The following is a 21614-nucleotide window of genomic DNA, read 5'->3' as shown; positions in this document are numbered from 1 at the left end:
TTATTTCTGAAGGGGTACTGGTTGCGTGGTTTCCTGCAACTCCGTTTCTTCTAAACCAGGTATGGGAGGCTGCAAGTTAATTTGTTTTTTGCCGATGAATAAAATAATGGCGGCTATAAAAGCGCACAAAGCCATTACCACCACCATAGGTAAAACTGTTTGATTATGTAATATACTCACCGCCGCCGAAGCCACAGCGCCAATTCCCATCCGGAAACAGCCTAATAAAGCCGAAGCGCTACCTGCTTGTCGGGCAAAAGGAGCCAGCGAAAGAGCCGACGAGTTAGGCACATTTAACCCTTGCCCGGCCAGGAAAAGAAATATTAAAATAATCAGGCTAAATTTATCGTACCAGCCCAAAACCGTACCCGCTACCAACAAAAAACCAATGCCCGTTTGCCAAAATAAAGCAAAAGTGAGGAGTTGTTCACTGGAAAAACGTTTTAATAAAGGCGTATTTAATTGGGTAGAGCCAATCATAGCCGCCGCTAAAAAGGCAAAAATCCACCCGTACTCTTGTTCGCTTACCTTATAAATATTCATGAACACATCCGGCGAACCGGATATATAAGCAAACGGCGCTGCGGCTCCTATTCCTCCGGCGAGCAAATAAGTAAGGAATTGAGGATTTTTTAAGACCGAATAAAAATTGCTTAATACCGGGCCCGGCAATAAAGACATAGTACTATCTGGTGGTCGGCCGGCTGGTAAAAAAAAGTAAATTCCCAGAACAATTAAACCCACAATGGCGGCCAATACCATAAAAATAGATTGCCAACCAAATGCAGCCGTAACATAGCCGCCAACGGTAGGAGCAATCATAGGCGATACACTAATTACTAGCGTTTGCAGCGAAAGTACTTTGGCAATTTCACTTACCGGAAATAAGTCGCGCACCAGAGCCAAAGCTGCCACCATACCGGCACAACCCCCAATTGCCTGAATAAACCGCATAATCATTAAATTATTGGCAGAGTGCGTAAAGGCACAACCAATTGAAGCCAGCATGTAAACAGTTAAACCAATATAAAGCGGTTTCTTCCGACCAAATCTATCTAATAAAGGGCCATATAATAACTGACCAATAGCAATACCAATTAAGTAACTGGTTAAGGATAATTGAATCTGGTCGATAGTAGTGTTTAAATCCTGGGCAATGGCCGGAAAACCCGGTAAGTACATATCAATCGAGAAAGGACTGATCGTAGCAAGAGCTCCTAAAATAAGAATAATGCTTGTTCGCTGTTTGGGGGTCATGGTAATTTAAAACATGCCAGTATATAAAAGCCCGCAACAACTAGTTTTTACTTTTATTTTCGCTGGTAATGCAGGATAACGTAAAAGTAATTTTATACTGATTACTCTAGCGATAAGTTGATTAAGAATATAAAACTTTCTAAAATATTCTTTTTAAAGAAAAGCGGTTATGCTTTGAAGGTGACTTAATGATTAAAAAAAGTTATTCAAATACTAGAATAGAGCTAAGGCTATTTTTTAAATTGAATATTAGAGCCTACTCGTTTAAACGAGCTTTTTTTAGTAAGTAGAATAGTGTTTTAGGAACTAGAAAGTGAGGACAAATATGAAAACAATGATTTCTATATAATCTTTCCTAGGATAATATAGGTTTTAGAGAAAGCCTGCTATTACTCTTTTGAGCAGAATAGTATAAAAAACCTTCTAATCAATAGTACGGGCTTTATTTTTATGAAATGGTCTGAAAACAGAAAGAGAAAACCTGCTTGGTTTTCTCTTTCTGTTTTCTAATTAAAAGAAATAAAGTAAATATTATAAATCAGAAAGAAAGGATTTGCGCTTGGTTAATATTCCAAAAACTAAAGCTGCTTTTTCTTTATAATGCTTAATGGAAGCGCTAATTTGAGCGGCAACGGTCCAGTTATAACTTACTTGCTCAGCTACTGCTTCTTTAACTTGTATTTTAACCGAAGAGCCAGCTGTTTGAGCAGCAACATTGCTTAACCAATCCATAGCACCTTCAGGAGTGGTACAGATTTCTAATTTAACGTTTTTATCAGTAACTACTTTGCTCTTCAGATAATCAGTAATCTGATCAATTATCATTAATTCAGGGAGCGCATAATGGGCTAAATGCACCAATTTGGTAATACCAGCTTCCAGAATTTGCGGGCAAAAATCTTTGGTTAAACATCTTTGTAAATTTATATCTACATAGTTTACATTTCGAAGGTCGTGCAAGAAATAAAGTAAATTGTTTCCTTTTATTAACTCACTAACTAAATGAGCGCACTCGATTAATTCGTCAGGAGCAGGCGACTTTACCCAACTTAGTTGAATAAGCGATTCTTCGGCTTTCACTAACAGAACAGCATTAGCTGAAACCGAGGAATGATTAAGATTAGAAACTTCTTTAATTGTGCTATAGTTGGTGGCCATAGGTGTTGTTGGTTTTTAGCAGTTAATAAGATTGATTAATGTTTGTATTGCTCTTGCATTACGGTAGTAAATATATAGTAGTTTTGTTATTTTAACATTTCTAAGAGAACGCGATTATGAAATATTGTTAATTCTCTATGTAAAGTACTATACTTTTCTTGTTTAAGGCCACATTTAAAATTAAAGCAATTTCTTAAAGCCTAAACCTCCAATAGACTTCATGATGCAGGCAAATAAGTTTAAAATATTAAACGTACCTCTTCTAGTTAAACCGACCTGATTTTTATTGATAAGTACCTGTTAAAATATCTTTCTTGAGTAAAGAATATTGTGGGCCGGCCCATTGAATTATACAAGTTTGCGATTAATGTAAAACGCCCAATGAAATTCTTGCTATTCATCCGCAACCTACTATTGGAATTTGGTTTTATCCCGGAGAAATACGTATTTCCGCCCAAGATAACTGTAGCCTCAGCTAAAGGTATCCAAGGGGAACGGAGCGTAATTTTTAGAAAGTAGGTTACCTGTTCAGGTTTTTAGCTAATTAAGGCTAAGTTGCCGGAAGAAGATTATTTAAAGAAATATAACTTTATCAATTAAGTTGATTATTCCTTTTACTATGCTCGAAAACAAAAATGTAAAACAGCAAGTGGCTATTGTAACCGGGGCAGGCCAAGGTATAGGATTTGCTATTTGCCGGGAGCTAGCTCGCCAAGGTGTAGCAATTGTTTTGAACGATGCCGATCCGGCCCTAACCGAAAAGGCTATGAACCAATTAAATAATGAATTTACAGATTGCTGTTTAGGAGTAGCGGGTAACGCGGCTGATGTTTCTTTTATAAGAGAATTAGTGCGCAAAGCAGTAGAACACTTTGGTAGGGTTACTATAGCCATAGCTAATGCGGGTATTACGCTTTTTGGTGATTTTCTAACTTATACTCCCGAAGCTTTGCAGCAGGTAATGGAATTAAACTTGCGCGGGTCCTTCTTTTTAGCTCAGGCAGTTGCCCAGCAAATTATTAAACAGCAAACGGGTGGTAGTATCTTATTTATGTCGTCGGTTACCGGGCATCAGGCGCACAAAAACCTGGCCGCCTATGGCATGACCAAAGCCGCCCTGGAAATGTTGGCCAAGAACCTGGTGGTAGAATTATCGGCTTATGGCATTACCGTGAATGCAGTTGCACCGGGCGCCACCCTTACCGAAAGAACCGCCGAAGATTTAAACTACGAAAATACCTGGTCAACTATTACTCCCATGGGGCGGCCGGCATCTCCCGCTGATATTGCCCACGCGGCAGTTTTCCTGGTGTCGGAAAAAGCCCGTCATATTACCGGACAAACCCTGATTATTGATGGTGGCTGGACGTCAGTTAGTCCATCGCCTTATGAGTAATCAATCTTAAATAACTATTTCAGTACCAGAACTGCTGATTTGTTCAACATTAGTTTTAAGTTTACAACTATTTTACTGCTAACGGGTAAGAAACCTTAAGATAAGTAGGAGTAATACTTTTACTTAAATCGGTAATTATTGGTTAACAGCAAAATAACTTGATATTTCATCCGAAAGCATTTGCTTAACGTTAAAACGTATTTTTTGACTTTATATTATTTTTCTATTTAACATGGCTGAACAAAATTCCACCGAAACAATAACCCAGCTCGATGAGCTCAGCATTAACACCATCCGTTTTCTTTCTGCCGATATGGTACAGAAAGCAAACTCAGGACACCCTGGTTTACCTTTAGGAGCCGCCCCAATGGCTTATGTACTCTGGTCGCGTTTTCTCCGGTTTAACCCGCAGGATCCGCATTGGCAAAATCGCGACCGCTTTATTCTTTCAGCTGGGCATGGTTCTGCGTTGTTGTATAGCTTATTGCATTTGTATGGGTATGATTTGCCTTTAGAAGAAATTAAAAACTTCCGGCAAATTGGTTCTAAAACACCGGGTCACCCCGAGTCTTTTCAAACTCCCGGGATAGAAGTAACTACTGGTCCGTTGGGCCAGGGATTTGGTAATGGCGTTGGTATAGCAATGGCCGAAGCCTTTTTAGCCACCAAATATAATCGTCCCGATTTCCCGTTAATCGATCATTTTACTTATTGTATTGTAAGCGACGGCGATTTAATGGAAGGAGTAGCTGCTGAAGCTGCTTCGTTGGCCGGTCACCTGAAGCTGGGTAAGCTTATTTACCTGTACGACGATAACGATATTTCGCTGGATGGCCCAACCAGTCTGGCTTTTACCGAAAATGTAATGGCCCGTTTCGAGGCGTATGGCTGGCACGTGCAGCAAGTAAAAGATGGCAACGATGTTGAAGCCATTGACCAAGCCATCCGCGCAGCGCAGGAAGAAACCGAACGTCCTTCTATAATATCTGTAAAAACCATAATTGGCTACGGTAGCCCTCAGCAAGGCACCAGTAAAGTGCACGGCAATCCGTTAGGTGACGAAAACCTGAAAAAAGCCAAAGAAAATTTAGGTTTCGATCCGAACCAAAGTTTCTTTGTTCCGGGCGAAGTAAAAGAGCAATTTCTGGAGCCTGGCCAAAGAGGAGCCAAATTACAAGCCGAATGGCAACGTAAGTTTGAAGAATATCAAAAGCAATATGCCACCGAGGGCGAGCAATTAAAACTAACTTATCAAGGAGAGCTACCTGCTAACTGGGATGCCAACTTACCGGTTTTTGCTCCCAGCGAAGCACTGGCAACCCGGCAGGCGTCTGGTAAAACTTTAGAAGCCTTAAAGCAAACAGTGCCTTGGTTAATTGGTGGTTCTGCGGATTTAGCAAGTTCCAACGAAATGCCTACCAAAGGCGATGTTAGCTTCCAGCCGGGTAGCTATGATCACACCAACATTTGGTTTGGGGTACGGGAACACGGAATGGGCGCTATCCTAAACGGTATGGCTTCGCACCGCGGTGTGCGGGTTTACGGTGGTACGTTCCTGACCTTCTCCGATTACATGCGCGGTTCTATCCGGTTAGCGGCTCTCACCGAAGCACCGGTTACCTACGTTTTCACGCACGATAGTATTGCCGTAGGTGAAGATGGACCTACGCACCAGCCTATTGAGCACGTAACTGCTTTACGCACTATTCCTAATTTAACCGTTATTCGCCCGGCAGATGCCAATGAAACGGTAGAAGCCTGGCGGATTGCCATGAACCGCATGAAAGGTCCGGTAGCCTTAATTCTTACCCGCCAGAAATTACCTACTATTGATCGGGAGCGTTATGCACCGGCACGTAATGTAGAGAAAGGCGCGTATATTTTAAGTGATTCTGAAGGAACGCCGGATATTATTTTAATTGGAACTGGTTCAGAAGTACAATTAGTAATGGGCGCTCAGGCCGAACTGCAAAAAGAAGGTATTAAAGCTCGGGTAGTGAGCATGCCTTCCTGGGAATTATTCGAAAAACAAGATCAAGCTTACCGCGACGAAGTATTACCTCCATCCGTTAAAAAGAGAGTAGCTGCTGAGGCGGGCATTACCATGGCCTGGTACAAATACGTTACCTCTGAAGGTGCTGTAGTAGGCATCGACCGTTATGGCGAATCTGGTCCGGGTGATAAAGTGTTGGAAGCATTTGGTTTTACTGTAGCCAATGTAGTAGAAAAAGCGCGCGCGGTTTTAAATAATTAAAATAATTATGAAAATAGGGCTTGCCGCCGATCACGCTGGTTTCGAACAAAAGCAAAAAATAATACAACAATTGCGCGATGCCGGCTACGATGTTACTGATTACGGGGCACATGTATATGATGCCCATGACGATTACCCGGATATTATTATTCCTTTGGCGCAAGCTGTTGCCAGGCAGGAAGTAGAACGGGGAATTGCCATTTGCGGGAGCGGAGTAGGCGTATCGGTGGCAGCCAATAAATTCCCGGGTGTTAGAGCCGCTTTAATTACGGAGAGCTACTCGGCCCACCAGGGAGTAGAACACGACGACCTGAATTTACTTTGCATAGGCGGACGGGTAATCGGCCCCATGCTCATCTGGGAAATTGTGCAGTCTTTTTTGAAAGCGCAGTTTTTAAAAGAAGAGCGCTTTCAACGGCGTTTAGATAAAGTAATAGCCTTAGAAAAAAAGAATAAATCATGAAAAGTTCTCTTGCTCAAATCTCATCGTTTGGTCAGAGTATCTGGCTAGACTATATCCGTCGGAAATTTATTGCATCCGGCGAATTAAAAAAACTCATTGACGATGACGACCTACGGGGCGTTACTTCTAACCCGGCTATTTTTGAAGAAGCTATTGCCCGCAGCGACGATTATTGGGAGGCGATTAAAACTCTAGCGCAATCAGGCAAATCTACCGAAGAAATTTTTTTGGCTGTAGCAATTGAAGATGTGCAAAATGCGGCTGATACTTTTAAAGGAGTTTACGAACAAACCCATGGCTTAGATGGCTATGTAAGCCTGGAAGTTTCGCCCACTCTGGCGATGGATACAGCCGGTACTATAAAAGAAGCTCAGTCTTCTTGGCAAACCCTAAACCGGCCAAATGTAATGATTAAAGTACCCGGTACTTCCGAAGGATTACCGGCAATTACCCAGTTAATCAGCGAAGGCATTAATGTAAACGTAACGCTTTTATTTAGCCTGGAACGATACCGGCAAGTTGCCGAAGCCTACGTTGCTGGTCTGGAACAACGGGCTAAAAAAGGTGAACCAATTGATAAAGTAGCTTCCGTAGCCAGTTTCTTTTTGAGCCGGATTGATGCTCTGGTAGACCCTAAACTGGAAAAATTAGCAAACAAAAGCACCGATAAAGCCGAAACAGCAAAGCAACTGCTCGGAAAAACAGCCATTGCTAGCGCGAAAATGGCATACCAGATTTATAAAGAAGTATTCCAATCTGCCCGATTTAAGGCCTTGGCCGAAAAAGGAGCGAAACCGCAGCGTTTACTTTGGGCCAGCACCAGTACTAAAAATCCAGCTTACCGGGATGTACTTTACGTGGAATCTTTAATTGGGCCCGATACCGTAAATACTGTACCAATGGAAACGCTTAATGCTTTCCGTGACCATGGTCAGCCAGCTGCTCGCCTGGAAGAAGGTACCGATGACGCCCGTAATTCTTTAGCCCAATTAGCGGAGTTAGGAATTGATTTAGCCGCGGTAACCCAACAATTAGAAGAAGAAGGTATCCAGAAATTTATTAAACCATTTACTAGTTTAATGGGGGTTCTGGAAGAAAAACGTAAAGAAGCAGCCACACTATAATGAGTGACAACTTTTCTATTAAAGCCCTTTTTCTGGATATAGGCGGGGTGTTCTTAACCAACGGCTGGGACCGCGCAGCCCGGAAAAGAGCTGCGGAAAATTTTAACTTAGATTACGAACAACTCAACGAGCGTCACCACCTTACTTTTGATACTTACGAATCTGGTAAATTAAGCCTCGACGAATACCTGGACCGGATAGTTTTTTACGAAGACCGGCCTTATTCGCGACAGGAATTTACTAAATTTATAATGGATCAAACCGGTCCGTTCCCCGATATGATAGCCCTGGTTACGGAAGTAAAACAGCGCTATGGCTTAAAAACCATTGCCGTAAACAACGAAGGCCGCGAAATTAATGCCTACCGTATCCAGCAATTCGGGCTAAATAAATTCATTGATACTTTTGTCTCGTCGTGCTTTGTGCATTTCCGGAAACCCGACCACGATATTTTCCGGTTGGCTTTAGATGTGGCCCAGGTAGCCCCGGAAAACAGCATTTATATCGATGACCGGGCTATGTTTGTGCGGGAGGCAAGTAGTTTAGGCATGCACTGCATTCACCATACCAGTTTTGCTACTACCCGGCAAGCTTTGGCAAACTTTGGTTTAGTTTAACGGTTATCCTTTTACATTTATACCAAAAGCTTCTAACATAGAGCTATATATGAACGACACACAATACGATTTTGGCATGGTGGGTTTGGGCGTAATGGGCCGAAACTTACTTTTAAATATGGCCGATCATGGTTTCGCTGTGGCCGGTTTGGACCTGGACGCGGCTAAAGCTTTAGCTCTGGAAAATGAGGCGGACAAAGGTAAACCGGTAAAAGGAACTACAATCGCCGAAGAATTTATTCAATCGCTGCGGAAGCCCCGGGCCTTAATGTTGCTGGTTCCGGCCGGTAAGGCGGTAGATGCTGCTATTGCCAGTTTGTTACCTTTTCTGGAGCCCGGTGATATTGTAATTGATGGGGGTAACTCTTACTTCCCAGACACTGATCGGCGGGATGCAGCTTTAGGCGAAAAAGGAATTCATTTTTTCGGAATGGGTATTTCAGGAGGCGAAAAAGGTGCCCGCTTTGGTCCAAGTATGATGCCGGGAGGGGATAAACAAGCTTACGAAAGATTACGCCCCATTTTTGAAGCCGTAGCGGCGAAAGTAAACGGGGAACCTTGTGTAACTTATTTAGGAAATGGCTCGGCGGGGAATTACGTTAAAATGGTGCATAACGGCATTGAGTACGGCATTATGCAGTTAATCGCCGAAACTTATGATTTCCTGAAACGTGGCTTGGGTTTAAACGATGATGCTTTACAACAAGTATTTTCCAGTTGGAACCAAACCGAAATTCAATCTTTCCTGATTGAGATTACCGGTGAAATTTTACAAAAAAACGACGAAGTTACCGGCCAACGATTAGTAAATATGATTTCGGATCGTGCCCGTCAGAAAGGTACCGGTAAATGGACTTCGCAGAATGCCATGGATTTACAAGTTCCCCTTCCTACCGTGGATATGGCCGTAACCATGCGCGACTTATCAGCTTATAAAGACGAAAGAGTTCAAGCTGCTCAGCAATTAGGGGGAATAGACGTAGCTTCTAATTCAGATACCGACAATTCGCAGCTTATTGATCAGCTTCGGCAGGCATTTTATTTTTCAATGTTAATTACGTATGCTCAAGGTCTGGTGCAGTTACGGGTAGCATCGCAAGCTTATAATTACGGTTTGCAGTTGCAGGAAGTAGCTAAAATCTGGCGGGGAGGCTGCATTATCCGGGCAGCTTGTTTAGAAGATATCCGGCAAGCTTTTGCCACTAATCCAGATTTACCCAACCTGTTGCTCGATCCTAAAATCGGACAAAGCTTATTGCAACGCCAAACTGATGTACGCGCTGTAGTTAAAACAGCAGTAGATAAAGGTATTCCGATGCCGGCTTTATTGGCCTCGCTTAGTTATTTTGATGCGTACCGTAGTGCAACTTTACCTACCAACTTAATTCAAGCCCAGCGCGATTACTTTGGGGCCCATACCTACGAACGTATCGATCAGCCTGGAATTTTTCATACGCAATGGAGTTAAGCCATTTAGTAAAAATAGTCAGGAATAAGCGTTAAGGTTAAGCAAAGTTTAACATTTTATGCAGTTTCAGGTTAGTAGTTCGAGGAGTTACTTTCCGGGAAATAAATTTTATTACTTTTAAATTAAACGGAGTAATAAATACAAGAGGTGGGTCTGGTTGTATGGATTTTATTAAAGAATAAACTCTTTGCCCTTATTTAGCTTTAATCTGATGGTACTACCTCATTAATTATTAAAATTTATGATAACAGGCAAAAAAACACCGCCGACTGTGGTGGTTATCTTTGGCGGTACCGGCGATTTAACTAAACGAAAACTGTTACCGGCTTTTTACAATTTATTTCTGGATGGCTGGTTGCCCGAAAATTTTGCTGTAATTGGCTTAGGTCGTACGCCGCTAAACGATAAGGATTACCGCTCACGTTTGTACGAAGGCTTAAATGAGTTTTCGCGCAGCGGTAAACCTTCCGATGAAAAGTGGGATACTTTCAATCAATATATATATTATCTACCTTCTGAAATTAACGATAAGGAAGCTTATAAAAAACTGGCCGATAAAATTGCGGAATTTGATAAGGCTTGGGGTACCCGGGCGAACCGTTTGTTTTACCTGTCTATTGCGCCGCAGTTTATTGAAGCAGTTACAGTAAATATTCACTCGGCCGGATTAGCTAATGAAGCTTCTCAGGATCGCATTATTGTAGAAAAACCATTCGGCAAGGATTTAGAAACAGCGCGCGATTTAAACCAGTTACTCACCCGTACTTTTCAGGAAAGTCAGATTTACCGCATTGATCATTACTTAGGGAAAGAAACAGTGCAAAATATTCTGGCATTTCGGTTTGCCAATGCCTTGTTTGAACCTCTCTGGAATCGAAATTACATTGATTATGTGCAAGTTACTGTAGCCGAGCAAGTAGGAGTGGAAGATAGAGGAGGTTATTACGAGGGCTCCGGTGCTTTACGCGACATGATCCAGAACCACCTGTTGCAAATTATGTGCATGGTAGCCATGGAACCACCTATTTCGTTCGAAGCCGAAGAAATACGTAATCGCAAGGTAGATGTGCTGCGCGCTATTCGGCGGCTTACGCCGGACCAGGTAAACAAACACGCCGTTCGGGGACAATACGGACCTGGGTGGGTAGAAGGTAAAAGAGTACCGGGTTACCGCGAAGAGTCTAGTGTAGACCCGCAATCAAACACTGAGACTTATGCCGCGGTTAAATTTTACTTAGATAACTGGCGTTGGCAAGGCGTACCTTTTTATTTGCGTACAGGCAAACGTTTGCAGGAAAAAACTTCTTCTATTACCGTTCAGTTCCGGCCGGTTCCGCATTCTACCTTTTCTACGGCTTTATCCGAAAACTTATTGCCCAATCGGTTAACCATAAATATTCAGCCTCAAATGGATATCCGGCTGCGGTTTACTGCTAAACGGCCCGGATTGGAAATGCAATTAACCCCAGCCGAATTTGTTTTTGATTACGATAATTGTTCTACCCAATCCCCGGAAGCGTACGAAACTTTACTTCTCGATGCTTTACAAGGCGACGCTACCTTATTTATGCGCTCGGACCAGGTAGAAACCGCTTGGGAAGTAATTACGCCAATTCTGGAAACTTGGGAATCAAGACCTTCATTAGAGTTTCCGAATTATACAGCCGGAATGTGGGGGCCAGAAAATGCCGAAGCTTTAATTGCGCGCGAAGGCCATACATGGGCCGTAAATGTTTCACGGAATGGTCATTCTAAAGAAGCAAAAGAAAAAGAGAAAGTATGATCCGAATATTTAGGAACACGGACGAGCTCAGCCAAACTGCGGCCGAAATTTTCCGGCAAACCGCCCAGGAAGCGGTGCAAGCCAGAAATAAATTTACCGTGGCGCTAACCGGAGGTTCTTCGCCCGATAAATTGTATCGTTTACTGGCTCAATCGCCGTTGCGCGAAGAAATTCCTTGGGAACAAACGTATATATTTTGGGGCGATGAACGGTGGGTTCCTCTTTCCGACGAACGCAGCAATGCTAAAATGGCTTTTGAAACTTTGCTGAATCATGTTCCGATTCCGCCCAATCAAATTTACCCCATGTGGAGCGATGTGCCGCCCGAAGAATATGCGCAACAATACGAAGATCTGTTACGAGATCACTTTAATGAAACAAATGCTGGGTTTGATTTAATTTTACTTGGAATGGGCGATGATGGACATACTGCATCGCTTTTTCCGGGTACAACCGTTTTGCACGAAAAAGAGCGTTGGGTGCAGGCTTATTATTTAGAACCGCAGCAAATGTACCGTATTACCCTTACGGCTCCTTTTATAAACCAAGCCAACAAAATTGTTTTTTTAACTTACGGCGAAAAGAAAACCAACGCCTTATACGAGGTTTTAGAAGGAGAGCCTAATCCGGAAAAATACCCGGCCCAATTAATTCAGCCACCAAATGGTGAAATTATTTGGTTAGTTGATGAAGCAGCAGCCAATCGTTTAAAAACTGGTATTTAAAGTTTAACCACTAATTTTTAATTTTACTTAATTAAAGATTAGTGGTTTTTATTTTTACCGTACAAAGCAGTACTCCCCGAACTGTTAAAATTAGTTGATAAAATCCCCTCGCTTTTCTTCCAATTGTAAAAATCTATCTTTTCGGTGTATAATTCATTAGTTATAGTAAATTATACAATATTATTTCTGGTAAATTTTTAATTGTTTAGTAAATTAGCTTTTAAACTAATATCCGTAAACCAATGGCCCAGTATAAATTACAAATTAATGGCCGGAGCTATCAGGCCGATGTAGAGCCGGATACCCCGCTCTTGTGGGTGCTACGCGACCACTTGGGGTTGGTCGGCACTAAATATGGTTGTGGCATAGCACAATGCGGTGCCTGTACCGTACACGTTAACGGCGAAGCCACCCGTTCTTGTGTTTACCCTGTATCCGCGGTAGGTAAATCAAAAGTTATTACCATCGAAGGGTTATCGGCCAAAGGAGATCATCCGGTACAAGCAGCCTGGAACGAAATTGACGTATCGCAGTGTGGTTATTGCCAGGCTGGTCAGATAATGACGGCTGCTGCTTTGTTAAAGAAAAATCCCAAGCCCACTACCGCTGAAATCGACGCTACTATGACTGGCAATATTTGCCGTTGTGGAACATATCACCGGATTCGCGAAGCCGTGCAATTAGCCGCTAACAAAACCACGAAATAGCCATGTCAACGCAAGTACAAACGAGCCGGCGTAATTTCTTAAAATTATCTGCTGCTGCCGGCGGCGGACTTTTTCTGGGCTTTAATTGGCTCAGCTCCGAAGCAGCAACTACTTCGGTAGTGGGTCAAGCAGCATTGGCTGCCGGAGATATTGATTTCAACAGCTATCTTAAAATTTCTACCGATGGCTTGATTACTATTTTCTCTCCAAATCCGGAGTTAGGCCAAAATATTAAAACTTCGTTCCCAATGATTGTGGCCGAAGAACTGGACGCCGACTGGACTAAGGTGAAAGTAGAGCAGGCCATGTTAGATAAAAAATTTGAGCGCCAGGTAACCGGTGGCAGTGGGGCAGTGCCTCATTCCTGGCAAAGATTGCGGAAAGCAGGTGCTACTGCTCGCCAAATGCTAATGGAAGCAGCGGCCAAGCGCTGGAACGTACCCGTATCTGAATTAACTACCGATAAAGGAGTAGTATGGCATAAATCCAGCAATCGCAAATTAACTTACGGCGAACTGGCTACCGAAGCATCCCAAATACCCGTACCAACCGAAGTAAAACTAAAAGACCGGAAAGATTTTAAACTGATCGGGAAAGCGATAAAAAATGTGGAACACCCTGCTATTGTAACAGGTAAACCACTTTTTGGTCTGGATTTTTACCGCGAAGGAATGTTGTTTGCCATGGTGCAGCGGCCGGCGTTCGGAATGAAAATTAAATCATTGGATTCGGCGGCAGCTAAAGCTATGCCGGGAATTGTAGATGTAGTTACGTTTAAAAATAACGTAGCGGTAGTAGGTAAATCTACCTGGCAGGTTAAAAAAGCGCGCGAAGCTTTAAAAATAGAGTACGAGAAAGATGGTAACATTGAAAGTACTCAGGATCACGACCGGATTTTTCAGGAGTTGTTGAACAGTACCGAAGCTACGGTGCGTCGGAAAGATGGCGATGTTGATACTGCTTTTAAAAATGCGGCTAAAGTAGTTAAGAGTGAGTACCAGTGTCCATTCTTGTCGCACAGCCCAATGGAGCCGATGAATTTCTTTGCGCACGTTCGGCCAGATGGTGTAGAATTAATAGGGCCTACTCAAACTCCGGATTTGGCACGTAACGAAACAGCTAAGTTGCTGAACATTCCGCCGGAAAAAATAACGGTACAAATTACTCGTTTGGGTGGTGGATTTGGTCGCCGCTTAAAAGCCGATTACGCTTTAGAAGCAGCCGAAGTATCCAGTTTGGTAAAAGCTCCAGTAAAAGTAATCTGGACCCGCGAAGATGATATGACAGGTGGTTCTTACCGGCCAGCTGTTCGGTATCGCTTTGAAGCTGCTCTGGATGCCCAGGGCAATTTAATTGGCTATAAATTAAGGGGTGCTGGTATTAATGCCGGTAACTCCACCCGCGAACATAACTTTCCATCTGGTGCGGTTGATAACCTGCTGATTGACTCGGTAGAGCATCAATCACCGATTACAACTGGTCCGTGGCGGGCTCCTATAACAAACTTTTTAGCTTTTGCCGAGCAATCTTTTATTGATGAAGTAGCGCTGGCTGCTGGTAAAGACCCGGTTCAGTTCCGCCTCGATTTACTGGATAAAGCAAAGAGAACGCCGGTGGGAGAAATTAAATACGATATTGACCGGATGAAAGGCGTAATCCAGTTGGCAGCTGAAAAAGCCCAATGGGGCAAGAAAAAAGGTGTTTTCCAAGGCTTTAGCGTTTACTTCTCGCATGCATCGTACGTAGCCCAAGTAGGTGAAGTAGTGGTACAGAAAGGAAAACCAGTTTTGAAAAAGATTTACGCTGCCGGCGACTGTGGAATAGTAGTGAACCTGAGTGGTGCCCGTCAGCAAATGATGGGAGGAATTGTGGATGGTATTGGCCACGCCATGTATGGCAAATTAACTTTTAAAGACGGTCTGCCTACGCAAAAGAACTTTGATACGTACCGGCTGATTCGCTTAAAAGAAATTCCGGAGATAGATGTGCATTTTGTAGATAACGGCATAGACCCAACTGGTTTAGGTGAGCCTGCCTTACCGCCAACCGGAGGAGCTGTTGCTAATGCCATTTTTAAAGCTACTGGTAAACGTTTGCGAAATCAACCTTTCGTAGATCAGCAAGAATTAAAAGATATAATTTAATTTCTAAATTTATTAAAACTGAAAAGCCCGGGATTTCTGTTCCGGGCTTTTTCGCTTTTTAGTAATTTCCTCCCTTATTCTTTTAAAGCTTTTCTAAATTTATCATCAAGTTTCTTTTCTTACTAATTATCGGACTAAGACTATTTGAATTTTATTAAGTAAAACAAGTTGGAAGATGCTTGTTTTTGGAAAATAATTAATTTAAAAATATAAGGTATCTTGTTGATTTACAGTTAGTAAATATTAATTATTAGGTAATAAAAGCTGAATTATATAGTGGGTAAAGGTGTTTAAATAATAACAGATTGCTCAACAGTTTGAGCTGCTAAAACAATTTGCATTAATACCCTTTACGCACTAAGAATAAGCAAATGATAGCCACCCAGGAAATAGAAGAAATTAAACCCATTGTTCGTAAAACCAAATTATGGATTCCCAAACAAGTGTTATTTACGCCCGCCGCTTTGCAGGAACCTCGGGGGCAGCAGATTTACGAGCGGGTGAAGGATTTAGGCTTACCCATTGAAGAATTAAAACAAAACCGTTTAGTTGGCTTGCGCGGTGCTGACGAGCGCGAAACCTACCGGAAAGCGAAAAGTACCTTAGCTGTGGTAACTGCTCCGGCTAGTGCCTTTAAGTTACAGCCTATTCCCCCTTCGGCCGATTACCAGTTTCATTTAGCCGAAGGTTGTCCGGCGCATTGCCAGTATTGCTATTTAGCTGGTAGCTTGCAAGGTCCGCCCGTAATCCGGGCTTTTGCCAACTTGCCCGCTATTCTGGAAAATTTAAAAAATTACCAGAAACCTAATCAGGTTACTACTTTCGAGGCTAGTTGTTATACCGATCCATTGGGTATTGAACACGTTACCGGTAGTCTTTCTGAAACTATTCGGTTTTTTGGCGAGCAGGAGAACATGAATTTGCGTTGGGTTTCCAAGTTCGACCAGGTAGATGGCTTATTGCAATTGCCTCACAATGGGCATACGCATCCCCGGCTAAGTTTAAACACTGAATTGGTTGCTTCTCGAATGGAGGCTGGCACGGCTTCGATGGAAGCTCGTTTAGTTGCCATCCGGAAATTAGCTTTACCCAAAGCGCAAGGTGGCGGTGGTTATAAAGTAGGTATTGTATTGGCTCCAATTATGCCTTTACCCGATTGGGAAGAGCAGTATACCCATTTACTCAATCGTTTAGAGCAAACCTTAGATTTTCCCTGTGAGATTACTTTTGAACTAATTACGCATCGGTTTACTCCCGGCTCCAAAGCTTTATTGCAGGAATGGTACCCTAATACTTCTATCGACTTCGACGAAACCAACCGCTCGCTTAAGTTTAATAAGTTTGGCGGAAAGAAGTATGTATACAATACCGTTACCATGAACATGTTACGCAGCTTCTTTCAATCGGAAATAAAACGACGCTTTCCGGATGCTCCCATTTTATACTGGACTTAATAGGCAAAGGCAGGTTATTACCTGCCTTTTTTGTTTTTACCTGATGCAAATTCCTTGATTTTACTTGTTAAATATTCGATTTTTAGAGCCTAATAAAATTAGAAGAAATGTTGTAAATAATTGATTATCAATTTGTTTATTATGTGCCGGGTTGAACCATGCCAGTGGTTGACCTGTTATAAATACGTATGCAGACATTTCAACCATCTACCATTTTTTACACGCCCGACGCGCTAAATGAGCGTGGTCAGAAGGCGCTTCTCTCGCATCCTGCGGCTAATCATCAGGCAATTCAGCAGCATAATCGGTTGCCGGCGCTGGAAAGTAATCATTTTCAGGTGAAGTCGGAAGTACTGGTATTAGGTCGTTTAAAAACCTTAGTTTGCAAAGAAAGTGGCCGTAGCTCCGATTTTATTTCGCCGAGCTTAGCTAATGGTTGTATGGGCGCGTGTGCCTATTGCTACGTTGACCGCAACAAACCCGTAAACCCTATTACCTTATTCACCAACACCGAAGAAATTCTGGCCGCTGTAGACAAGCACGTCCGAAAGCAAGTTTGGCCGAAAGTGCCCAACCAAACGCATAGCTTGTATTATACTTACGACATTGGTTGTAACTCCGATATTTCGGTGGATGCCGCTATTTCCGATAACGTGAAGGTTGCCGTTGATTTTTACCGGCACCACCCTAAAGCATTTGCCACTTTTGCAACCAAATTTGTGAATCCGGAATTACTTACTTACGATCCGCAGCAGAAAGTGCGTATTCGGTTTAGCTTGTTGCCTCATAAAGTAAGCAAATTAGTAGACGTACGCACCGATTCAATAGAAAAGCGTATTTACGCCATTAACGATTTTTACCAAGCTGGTTACGAAGTGCACGTTAACTTTTCGCCGGTAATTGTTTACGAAGGTTGGCAAGAAGATTATCGGGAGTTGTTTGAACAGTTAAACCATACAGTTCACCCGAAAGTAAAAGAACAAATGAGCAGCGAGGTTATTTTCCTGACGCATAATTTCTGGCAGCACCAGGCTAATTTAGCAATTAACCCTAAAGCCGAAGCCTTAATCTGGACCCCGGAAACGCAAGAAACCAAACGCAGCCAGTTTGGTGGCATTAATGTGCGGTACCAGCATCAGTTAAAAGCCCAACTCATTGCTGAGTTCAAGCAATTGCAGCAGGAAATTATTCCTTGGTGTGCTATCCGCTATATCTTCTAATTTATTTTTTACTTTTTGTAAAATAAAAGCAGCCGATATACTTACCGGCTGCTTTTATTTTATCTTATTTCCTAAGTTTAAATTCGGCTATAATCCGAATCGGTTTCTTCGGGCTTGGTTTCAGTAGCGCCAAAAGGCTGATCATTCGCTCTGATTCCGTTAGTTTGACCGTCCATTTCATCGTAACTTCCCTCAAACTCGAACCCAGGTCCTTGAGCAAATGCTTCTTTGTTATCTGGGTCGTTGGCGCCATAACCAGTAACTTCGTTACCGCCGATATGTAGGTTTTCTAAAGAATCTTTTTGATCGTTGCGTTCGGTTTCACCACCTGGGCCTACGTTCCGTTTAGCACTCGGATCGGGTTGGTTTCCATTGGCCTGGTCCTGGTGATAGTCCGAATTTACACTTTTGGGTTTATTCGGAGTAGTTTGTTTATCTTCTTCTGCTAGTGCCATCTTAATTAGTGCTTAGTGAATTAAACTGTACGCACCAATTAGAAGCGAGGTTCTTTTCTAGCTAAAAATAATATAGCAAATGGAAGAGAGAATAAAAAGCAATTATTTACTTATAATAAATAACCGGTAAGCAGTTTAACTAGCCAAAACGGTAGCTAACTTGTTCCAGTTGTTGTTTAATAAAGCTAAACTTTTCCGGATTTCTAACTTCGTGCTCCCGGTTGCCTTCCAAAACGGCTTTTATATATCTGATTTCTTCTTTCGCATTTTTATCTCTTTGATACTCCCGGGAAGGGGTTTGAGTAGTAAAAATCCGGTCTTCAAACTTTCTAATTAAAGTCTGTAACTTTTGGGTAACAATTGCTAACATTTGGTCTTTGGATTCGGCATCTTTCAGCTTTTCGATCATATTAATAGTAATTTCTTCCATTTGATTTTCGATTAACTGTGGTTTCATATATTATAAATGATTGGTAAGCCTATATTTAGAGAAATAAATTGTGAATTTTTAAAACTCGGTAAATCATTAACAGAGTACTTAAGTGATATGAGTCTGTAGAATGTGATGTTTTTAAAGAAATTAGGTTTGTATATTATATGTTACTTATTTTTATAGGTTGCAAAAATAAGCGACTATTTATAAATTTCGTGTAATTTAAAATTTTCATGTTAAAATTTAATGCTAATATACATCAGATATGTATATTAAAATGATATTGACCTAAATTGTAAGGTATTTGCTTAAAAAAATATATTTTTAATTATTTTGAATGTAAATTTGTTTGGCTGATTTTTAATGCATATTTCATCTATTACCTTCTGCATTTAACACCTCGCGAAACCGAAGAATTATTACTGTTCTTGGCCGGTGAATTAGCTGAAAAGCGAAAAGCTCGTGGATTATAATTAAATTATCCCGAAGCTATTGCTCTAATTAGCAGTCGGGTAGAGGAAGCAGCCCGTGATGGCCGGACTATTGCCGATTTAATGCAATACTGAGCTACTATTCTAGGTCGCGATGAGGTTACGGAAGGTATTCCGGAAATGATTGAAGAAATTCAGGTAAAGGCTACCTTTCCGGATGGCACCAAACTAGTTACCGTACATCATCCTATTCACTAAAATATTTTAAAATTATGATTCCAGGTGAATATTTTATCCCGAAGGGAGAAGTGGAAGCGAACTTTGGGCGCCGGACCGAAACTTTGATTGTAGTAAATACCGGTGACCGGCCAGTCCATATTGACTCCCATTTCCATTTCTTTGAAGTAAATCCTTTAATGGCTTTCGATCGGGACAAAGCTTTTGGGATGCGCTTAAATATTCCGGCGGGTACAGCCGTGCGGTTCGAGCCGGGTAAGGAGAAAAAAATTACCTTGGTAGAACTAGCTGGAAACAAACAGGCTTTTGGCATGAACAATTTAGTAAATGGTTCTACCGCTGGACCCGAACAAAAGCAGCAAAGACTTACTAAAGCCCACCAAGGTAATTTTAAAACCAAAGGATTATGAGTCTGAAGATTAACAAAATTAAATACGCCAACATGTATGGCCTTACTACCTTACCAAATCGAAATTGATTTAAAAGAAAATTGCCGGCTGCACCTGCAAACTCAATCTTATCAACGCTTGTTCCGGATGGAAAAGGGTGGTACTCAAACAATAGTTGGAAACCTACCAATAGCCATTTGCACTATATTCCTCATCCCATGGTTCCCCACGAAAATTCGTTTTTTAGTAACTGCAATCGTATTTATATGGCTGATAGAGCCAGCCTTGTTTTGGGAGTAATAATTACCTGCGGTCGCAAATTGTCGGGTGAGTTATTTAAATTTACTTTTTTACATACCTTTACCGAGATTTTTCGCAATGATCGCTTAATTTTTAAAGACCAGTTGCTTCTTACTCCGAATCAAAACCCTTTGCAAATGCTTGGGCAATGGGAGCAATTTACGCATGAAGGCACCCTCCTCTACCTGCCTGGCTTTACAATAGAGTATTCTCTATAAGATTTGATTTACGAGTATTTAGCTGATAAAACTTATTTAACGGGTGGAGTATCGCAGATAGCGGCTAATGGTTTATTAATCAGAATACTGGGTACTAGCGGCGAGCAGCTTGTTCAATGTTTACAAGAAATAAGTGCTTTACTTCAAACAGTTGAAGCCGTAAAAGCAGAGACTGTAGTTTTTTAAATTTTAATTTATGAATGCAGATTTTCAATTACTATTATTTACGGCAGTTGCAATCAGCTTTATTCATACTATTACTGGTCCGGATCATTACATTCCGTTTATAGCCTTATCTAAAGCCAGAAATTGGTCGGTACCTAAAACCATTTTTTGTACAGTTGCCTGTGGGCTGGGGCATGTTGGTAGTTCCATTCTGCTAGGGCTGATGGGTATTGCATTAGGCTGGTCTCTTTCTAAACTTAACTGGTTAGAGCAGGTTAGGGGTGGATTGGCTGGCTGGGGTTTGCTAACTTTCGGAATTATTTATACTCTTTGGGGAATTCGACAAGCCTATCTTAACCGGCCTCATAAACATTTCGATGCGTACGACGGTGGTTCCGTTTACGTGTATGAGCATCGTTCCGGCGAAATTTTGTATCCACAAGATCGGAAAAAAGTTACTCCCTGGGTATTATTTATTATCTTTATCTTAGGCCCTCGCGAACCACTTATTCCGTTACTTTCGTATCCGGTCGCACAAAATTCCACATCGGGAATTATTTGATTGGTAAGTATTTTTACTTTTTTTACTTTAGTAACTATGGTGGCTATGGTATTGTTGGGTTACTATGGCGTATCTTTTTTAATACTGCCAAGCTGGAAAATTATATTCACGCTATTGTCGGTTTTGCCATACTATCTTGCGGAGTGGGTATGTTATTTTTAGGATGGTAGTGCCACAAATAATTTACTAATCCTGTTTATCAGATTAATGAAAGACTTTAAGAAATATTATATTTTATCAGCTGCTCCCGAAGAAGTATATGCAGCTTTAACCAATCCGGCAACTTTACAACTCTGGACCGGCGATAAAGCCGAGATGTCTACTGAACCCGATTCGGAGTTTTCGTTATGGGACGGCAGTATTGTTGGCCGCAATATATCTTTTGAAGAAGGCCGAAAAATAGAACAAGAATGGTACTTTGGGGAACAAGCAGAATCATCTATTGTTACTATTAAGCTGCATCCCCATAAACAAGGAACCTCGGTAGAAGTACGACATACCAATATTCCGGATGAAGATTATGACGATATTGTTGAGGGCTGGGATAGTAGTTATTTTGGCGCCCTTCAGGATTTTTATGAAGATTAAATAGGTATGTTTTCTTATACTAACCTACCTTTGTTTACAAATAAGCTGAATTAATCGGCAAAGCCA

Annotated in this window: 22 protein-coding genes and 1 pseudogene; 19 read left to right on the top strand and 4 right to left on the bottom strand. The window is 41.8% G+C overall.

Going from position 1 to position 21614, the window contains the following annotated elements; all coding sequences use genetic code 11:
* Both HUW48_RS16795 and HUW48_RS16790 read right to left on the bottom strand, forming a co-directional pair.
* Complete coding sequence (locus HUW48_RS16795) at positions 1-1257, bottom strand: multidrug effflux MFS transporter (RefSeq protein ID WP_182412046.1); 1257 nt, start codon at positions 1255-1257, stop codon at positions 1-3.
* A 531-nt stretch (positions 1258-1788) separates the two neighbouring features.
* Positions 1789-2415, bottom strand: a complete 627-nt coding sequence (locus tag HUW48_RS16790; protein WP_182412045.1) for a hypothetical protein — start codon at positions 2413-2415, stop codon at positions 1789-1791.
* 619 nt (positions 2416-3034) lie between these two features.
* On the opposite strand from HUW48_RS16790, the gene HUW48_RS16785 reads away from it, so the two are divergent.
* The 12 genes from HUW48_RS16785 to HUW48_RS16730 all read left to right on the top strand — a co-directional run bounded on the left by HUW48_RS16785 (position 3035) and on the right by HUW48_RS16730 (position 17770).
* On the top strand, positions 3035-3811 hold the full coding sequence (locus HUW48_RS16785) for an SDR family NAD(P)-dependent oxidoreductase (protein ID WP_182412044.1): 777 nt from the start codon (positions 3035-3037) through the stop codon (positions 3809-3811).
* A 232-nt stretch (positions 3812-4043) separates the two neighbouring features.
* Positions 4044-6065 (top strand): transketolase, encoded by a 2022-nt coding sequence (gene tkt / locus HUW48_RS16780; protein ID WP_182412043.1) that lies wholly within the window; start codon positions 4044-4046, stop codon positions 6063-6065.
* Between the two features lie 7 nt (positions 6066-6072).
* Complete coding sequence (locus HUW48_RS16775) at positions 6073-6528, top strand: RpiB/LacA/LacB family sugar-phosphate isomerase (protein WP_182412042.1); 456 nt, start codon at positions 6073-6075, stop codon at positions 6526-6528.
* Positions 6525-7652: a transaldolase gene (gene tal, locus HUW48_RS16770; protein ID WP_182412041.1), complete on the top strand. Its 1128-nt coding sequence runs from the start codon at positions 6525-6527 to the stop codon at positions 7650-7652. Before HUW48_RS16775 ends, tal begins: the two co-directional genes overlap by 4 nt.
* Positions 7652-8269, top strand: a complete 618-nt coding sequence (locus tag HUW48_RS16765) for an HAD-IA family hydrolase (RefSeq protein ID WP_182412040.1) — start codon at positions 7652-7654, stop codon at positions 8267-8269. Before tal ends, HUW48_RS16765 begins: the two co-directional genes overlap by 1 nt.
* Before the next feature lie 49 nt (positions 8270-8318).
* Positions 8319-9737: an NADP-dependent phosphogluconate dehydrogenase gene (gndA, locus tag HUW48_RS16760; RefSeq protein ID WP_182412039.1), complete on the top strand. Its 1419-nt coding sequence runs from the start codon at positions 8319-8321 to the stop codon at positions 9735-9737.
* Positions 9738-9978: 241 nt separating this feature from the next.
* Positions 9979-11520, top strand: coding sequence for a glucose-6-phosphate dehydrogenase (zwf, locus tag HUW48_RS16755; RefSeq protein ID WP_182412038.1), 1542 nt, complete (start codon positions 9979-9981; stop codon positions 11518-11520).
* Positions 11517-12245 (top strand): 6-phosphogluconolactonase, encoded by a 729-nt coding sequence (gene pgl / locus HUW48_RS16750; RefSeq protein WP_182412037.1) that lies wholly within the window; start codon positions 11517-11519, stop codon positions 12243-12245. The genes zwf and pgl overlap by 4 nt, the downstream gene beginning before the upstream one ends.
* A 242-nt stretch (positions 12246-12487) precedes the next feature.
* Positions 12488-12952 carry a (2Fe-2S)-binding protein gene (locus HUW48_RS16745; protein WP_182412036.1) on the top strand — a complete coding sequence of 155 codons (465 nt, stop codon included), beginning with the start codon at positions 12488-12490 and terminating at the stop codon, positions 12950-12952.
* Positions 12953-12954: 2 nt separating this feature from the next.
* Entirely contained in the window at positions 12955-15096 is a 2142-nt protein-coding gene (locus HUW48_RS16740) for a molybdopterin cofactor-binding domain-containing protein (RefSeq protein WP_182412035.1), read from the top strand.
* A gap of 371 nt (positions 15097-15467) precedes the next feature.
* The gene (locus HUW48_RS16735; protein ID WP_182412034.1) at positions 15468-16550 is read left to right on the top strand and encodes a spore photoproduct lyase family protein; all 1083 of its coding nucleotides are present in this window, start codon (positions 15468-15470) and stop codon (positions 16548-16550) included.
* Positions 16551-16738: 188 nt separating this feature from the next.
* Positions 16739-17770 (top strand): spore photoproduct lyase family protein, encoded by a 1032-nt coding sequence (locus HUW48_RS16730; RefSeq protein ID WP_182412033.1) that lies wholly within the window; start codon positions 16739-16741, stop codon positions 17768-17770.
* Between the two features lie 77 nt (positions 17771-17847).
* Here HUW48_RS16730 and HUW48_RS16725 read toward each other — a convergent pair whose 3' ends face one another.
* The gene (locus tag HUW48_RS16725; RefSeq protein ID WP_182412032.1) at positions 17848-18225 is read right to left on the bottom strand and encodes a hypothetical protein; all 378 of its coding nucleotides are present in this window, start codon (positions 18223-18225) and stop codon (positions 17848-17850) included.
* A 139-nt stretch (positions 18226-18364) separates the two neighbouring features.
* Entirely contained in the window at positions 18365-18682 is a 318-nt protein-coding gene (locus HUW48_RS16720) for a hypothetical protein (protein ID WP_182412031.1), read from the bottom strand.
* 278 nt (positions 18683-18960) lie between these two features.
* Here HUW48_RS16720 and ureA point away from each other — a divergent pair.
* The 7 genes and pseudogenes from ureA to HUW48_RS16685 all read left to right on the top strand — a co-directional run bounded on the left by ureA (position 18961) and on the right by HUW48_RS16685 (position 21548).
* Positions 18961-19347, top strand: a pseudogene (ureA, locus tag HUW48_RS16715) (urease subunit gamma).
* A 14-nt stretch (positions 19348-19361) separates the two neighbouring features.
* The gene (locus HUW48_RS16710; RefSeq protein ID WP_182412030.1) at positions 19362-19736 is read left to right on the top strand and encodes an urease subunit beta; all 375 of its coding nucleotides are present in this window, start codon (positions 19362-19364) and stop codon (positions 19734-19736) included.
* A 36-nt stretch (positions 19737-19772) separates the two neighbouring features.
* Positions 19773-20015 (top strand): urease accessory UreD/UreH family protein, encoded by a 243-nt coding sequence (locus tag HUW48_RS16705; RefSeq protein WP_182416539.1) that lies wholly within the window; start codon positions 19773-19775, stop codon positions 20013-20015.
* Positions 19934-20233 (top strand): urease accessory protein UreD, encoded by a 300-nt coding sequence (locus HUW48_RS16700; RefSeq protein ID WP_246343907.1) that lies wholly within the window; start codon positions 19934-19936, stop codon positions 20231-20233. Before HUW48_RS16705 ends, HUW48_RS16700 begins: the two co-directional genes overlap by 82 nt.
* 3 nt (positions 20234-20236) lie before the next feature.
* Entirely contained in the window at positions 20237-20419 is a 183-nt protein-coding gene (locus HUW48_RS16695; protein ID WP_182412028.1) for a hypothetical protein, read from the top strand.
* Positions 20420-20429: 10 nt separating this feature from the next.
* Positions 20430-20960, top strand: coding sequence for a hypothetical protein (locus tag HUW48_RS16690; protein WP_220463940.1), 531 nt, complete (start codon positions 20430-20432; stop codon positions 20958-20960).
* 207 nt (positions 20961-21167) lie between these two features.
* On the top strand, positions 21168-21548 hold the full coding sequence (locus tag HUW48_RS16685; protein ID WP_182412027.1) for an SRPBCC domain-containing protein: 381 nt from the start codon (positions 21168-21170) through the stop codon (positions 21546-21548).
* The last annotated feature ends 66 nt before the right edge of the window (positions 21549-21614 follow it).

The sequence above is a fragment of the Adhaeribacter radiodurans genome (assembly GCF_014075995.1).
Classification (GTDB): Bacteria; Bacteroidota; Bacteroidia; order Cytophagales; family Hymenobacteraceae; genus Adhaeribacter; species Adhaeribacter radiodurans.
The sequence above is the reverse complement of the archived record's forward strand: the minus strand, read 5'-3'. Positions and strand labels throughout refer to the sequence as shown.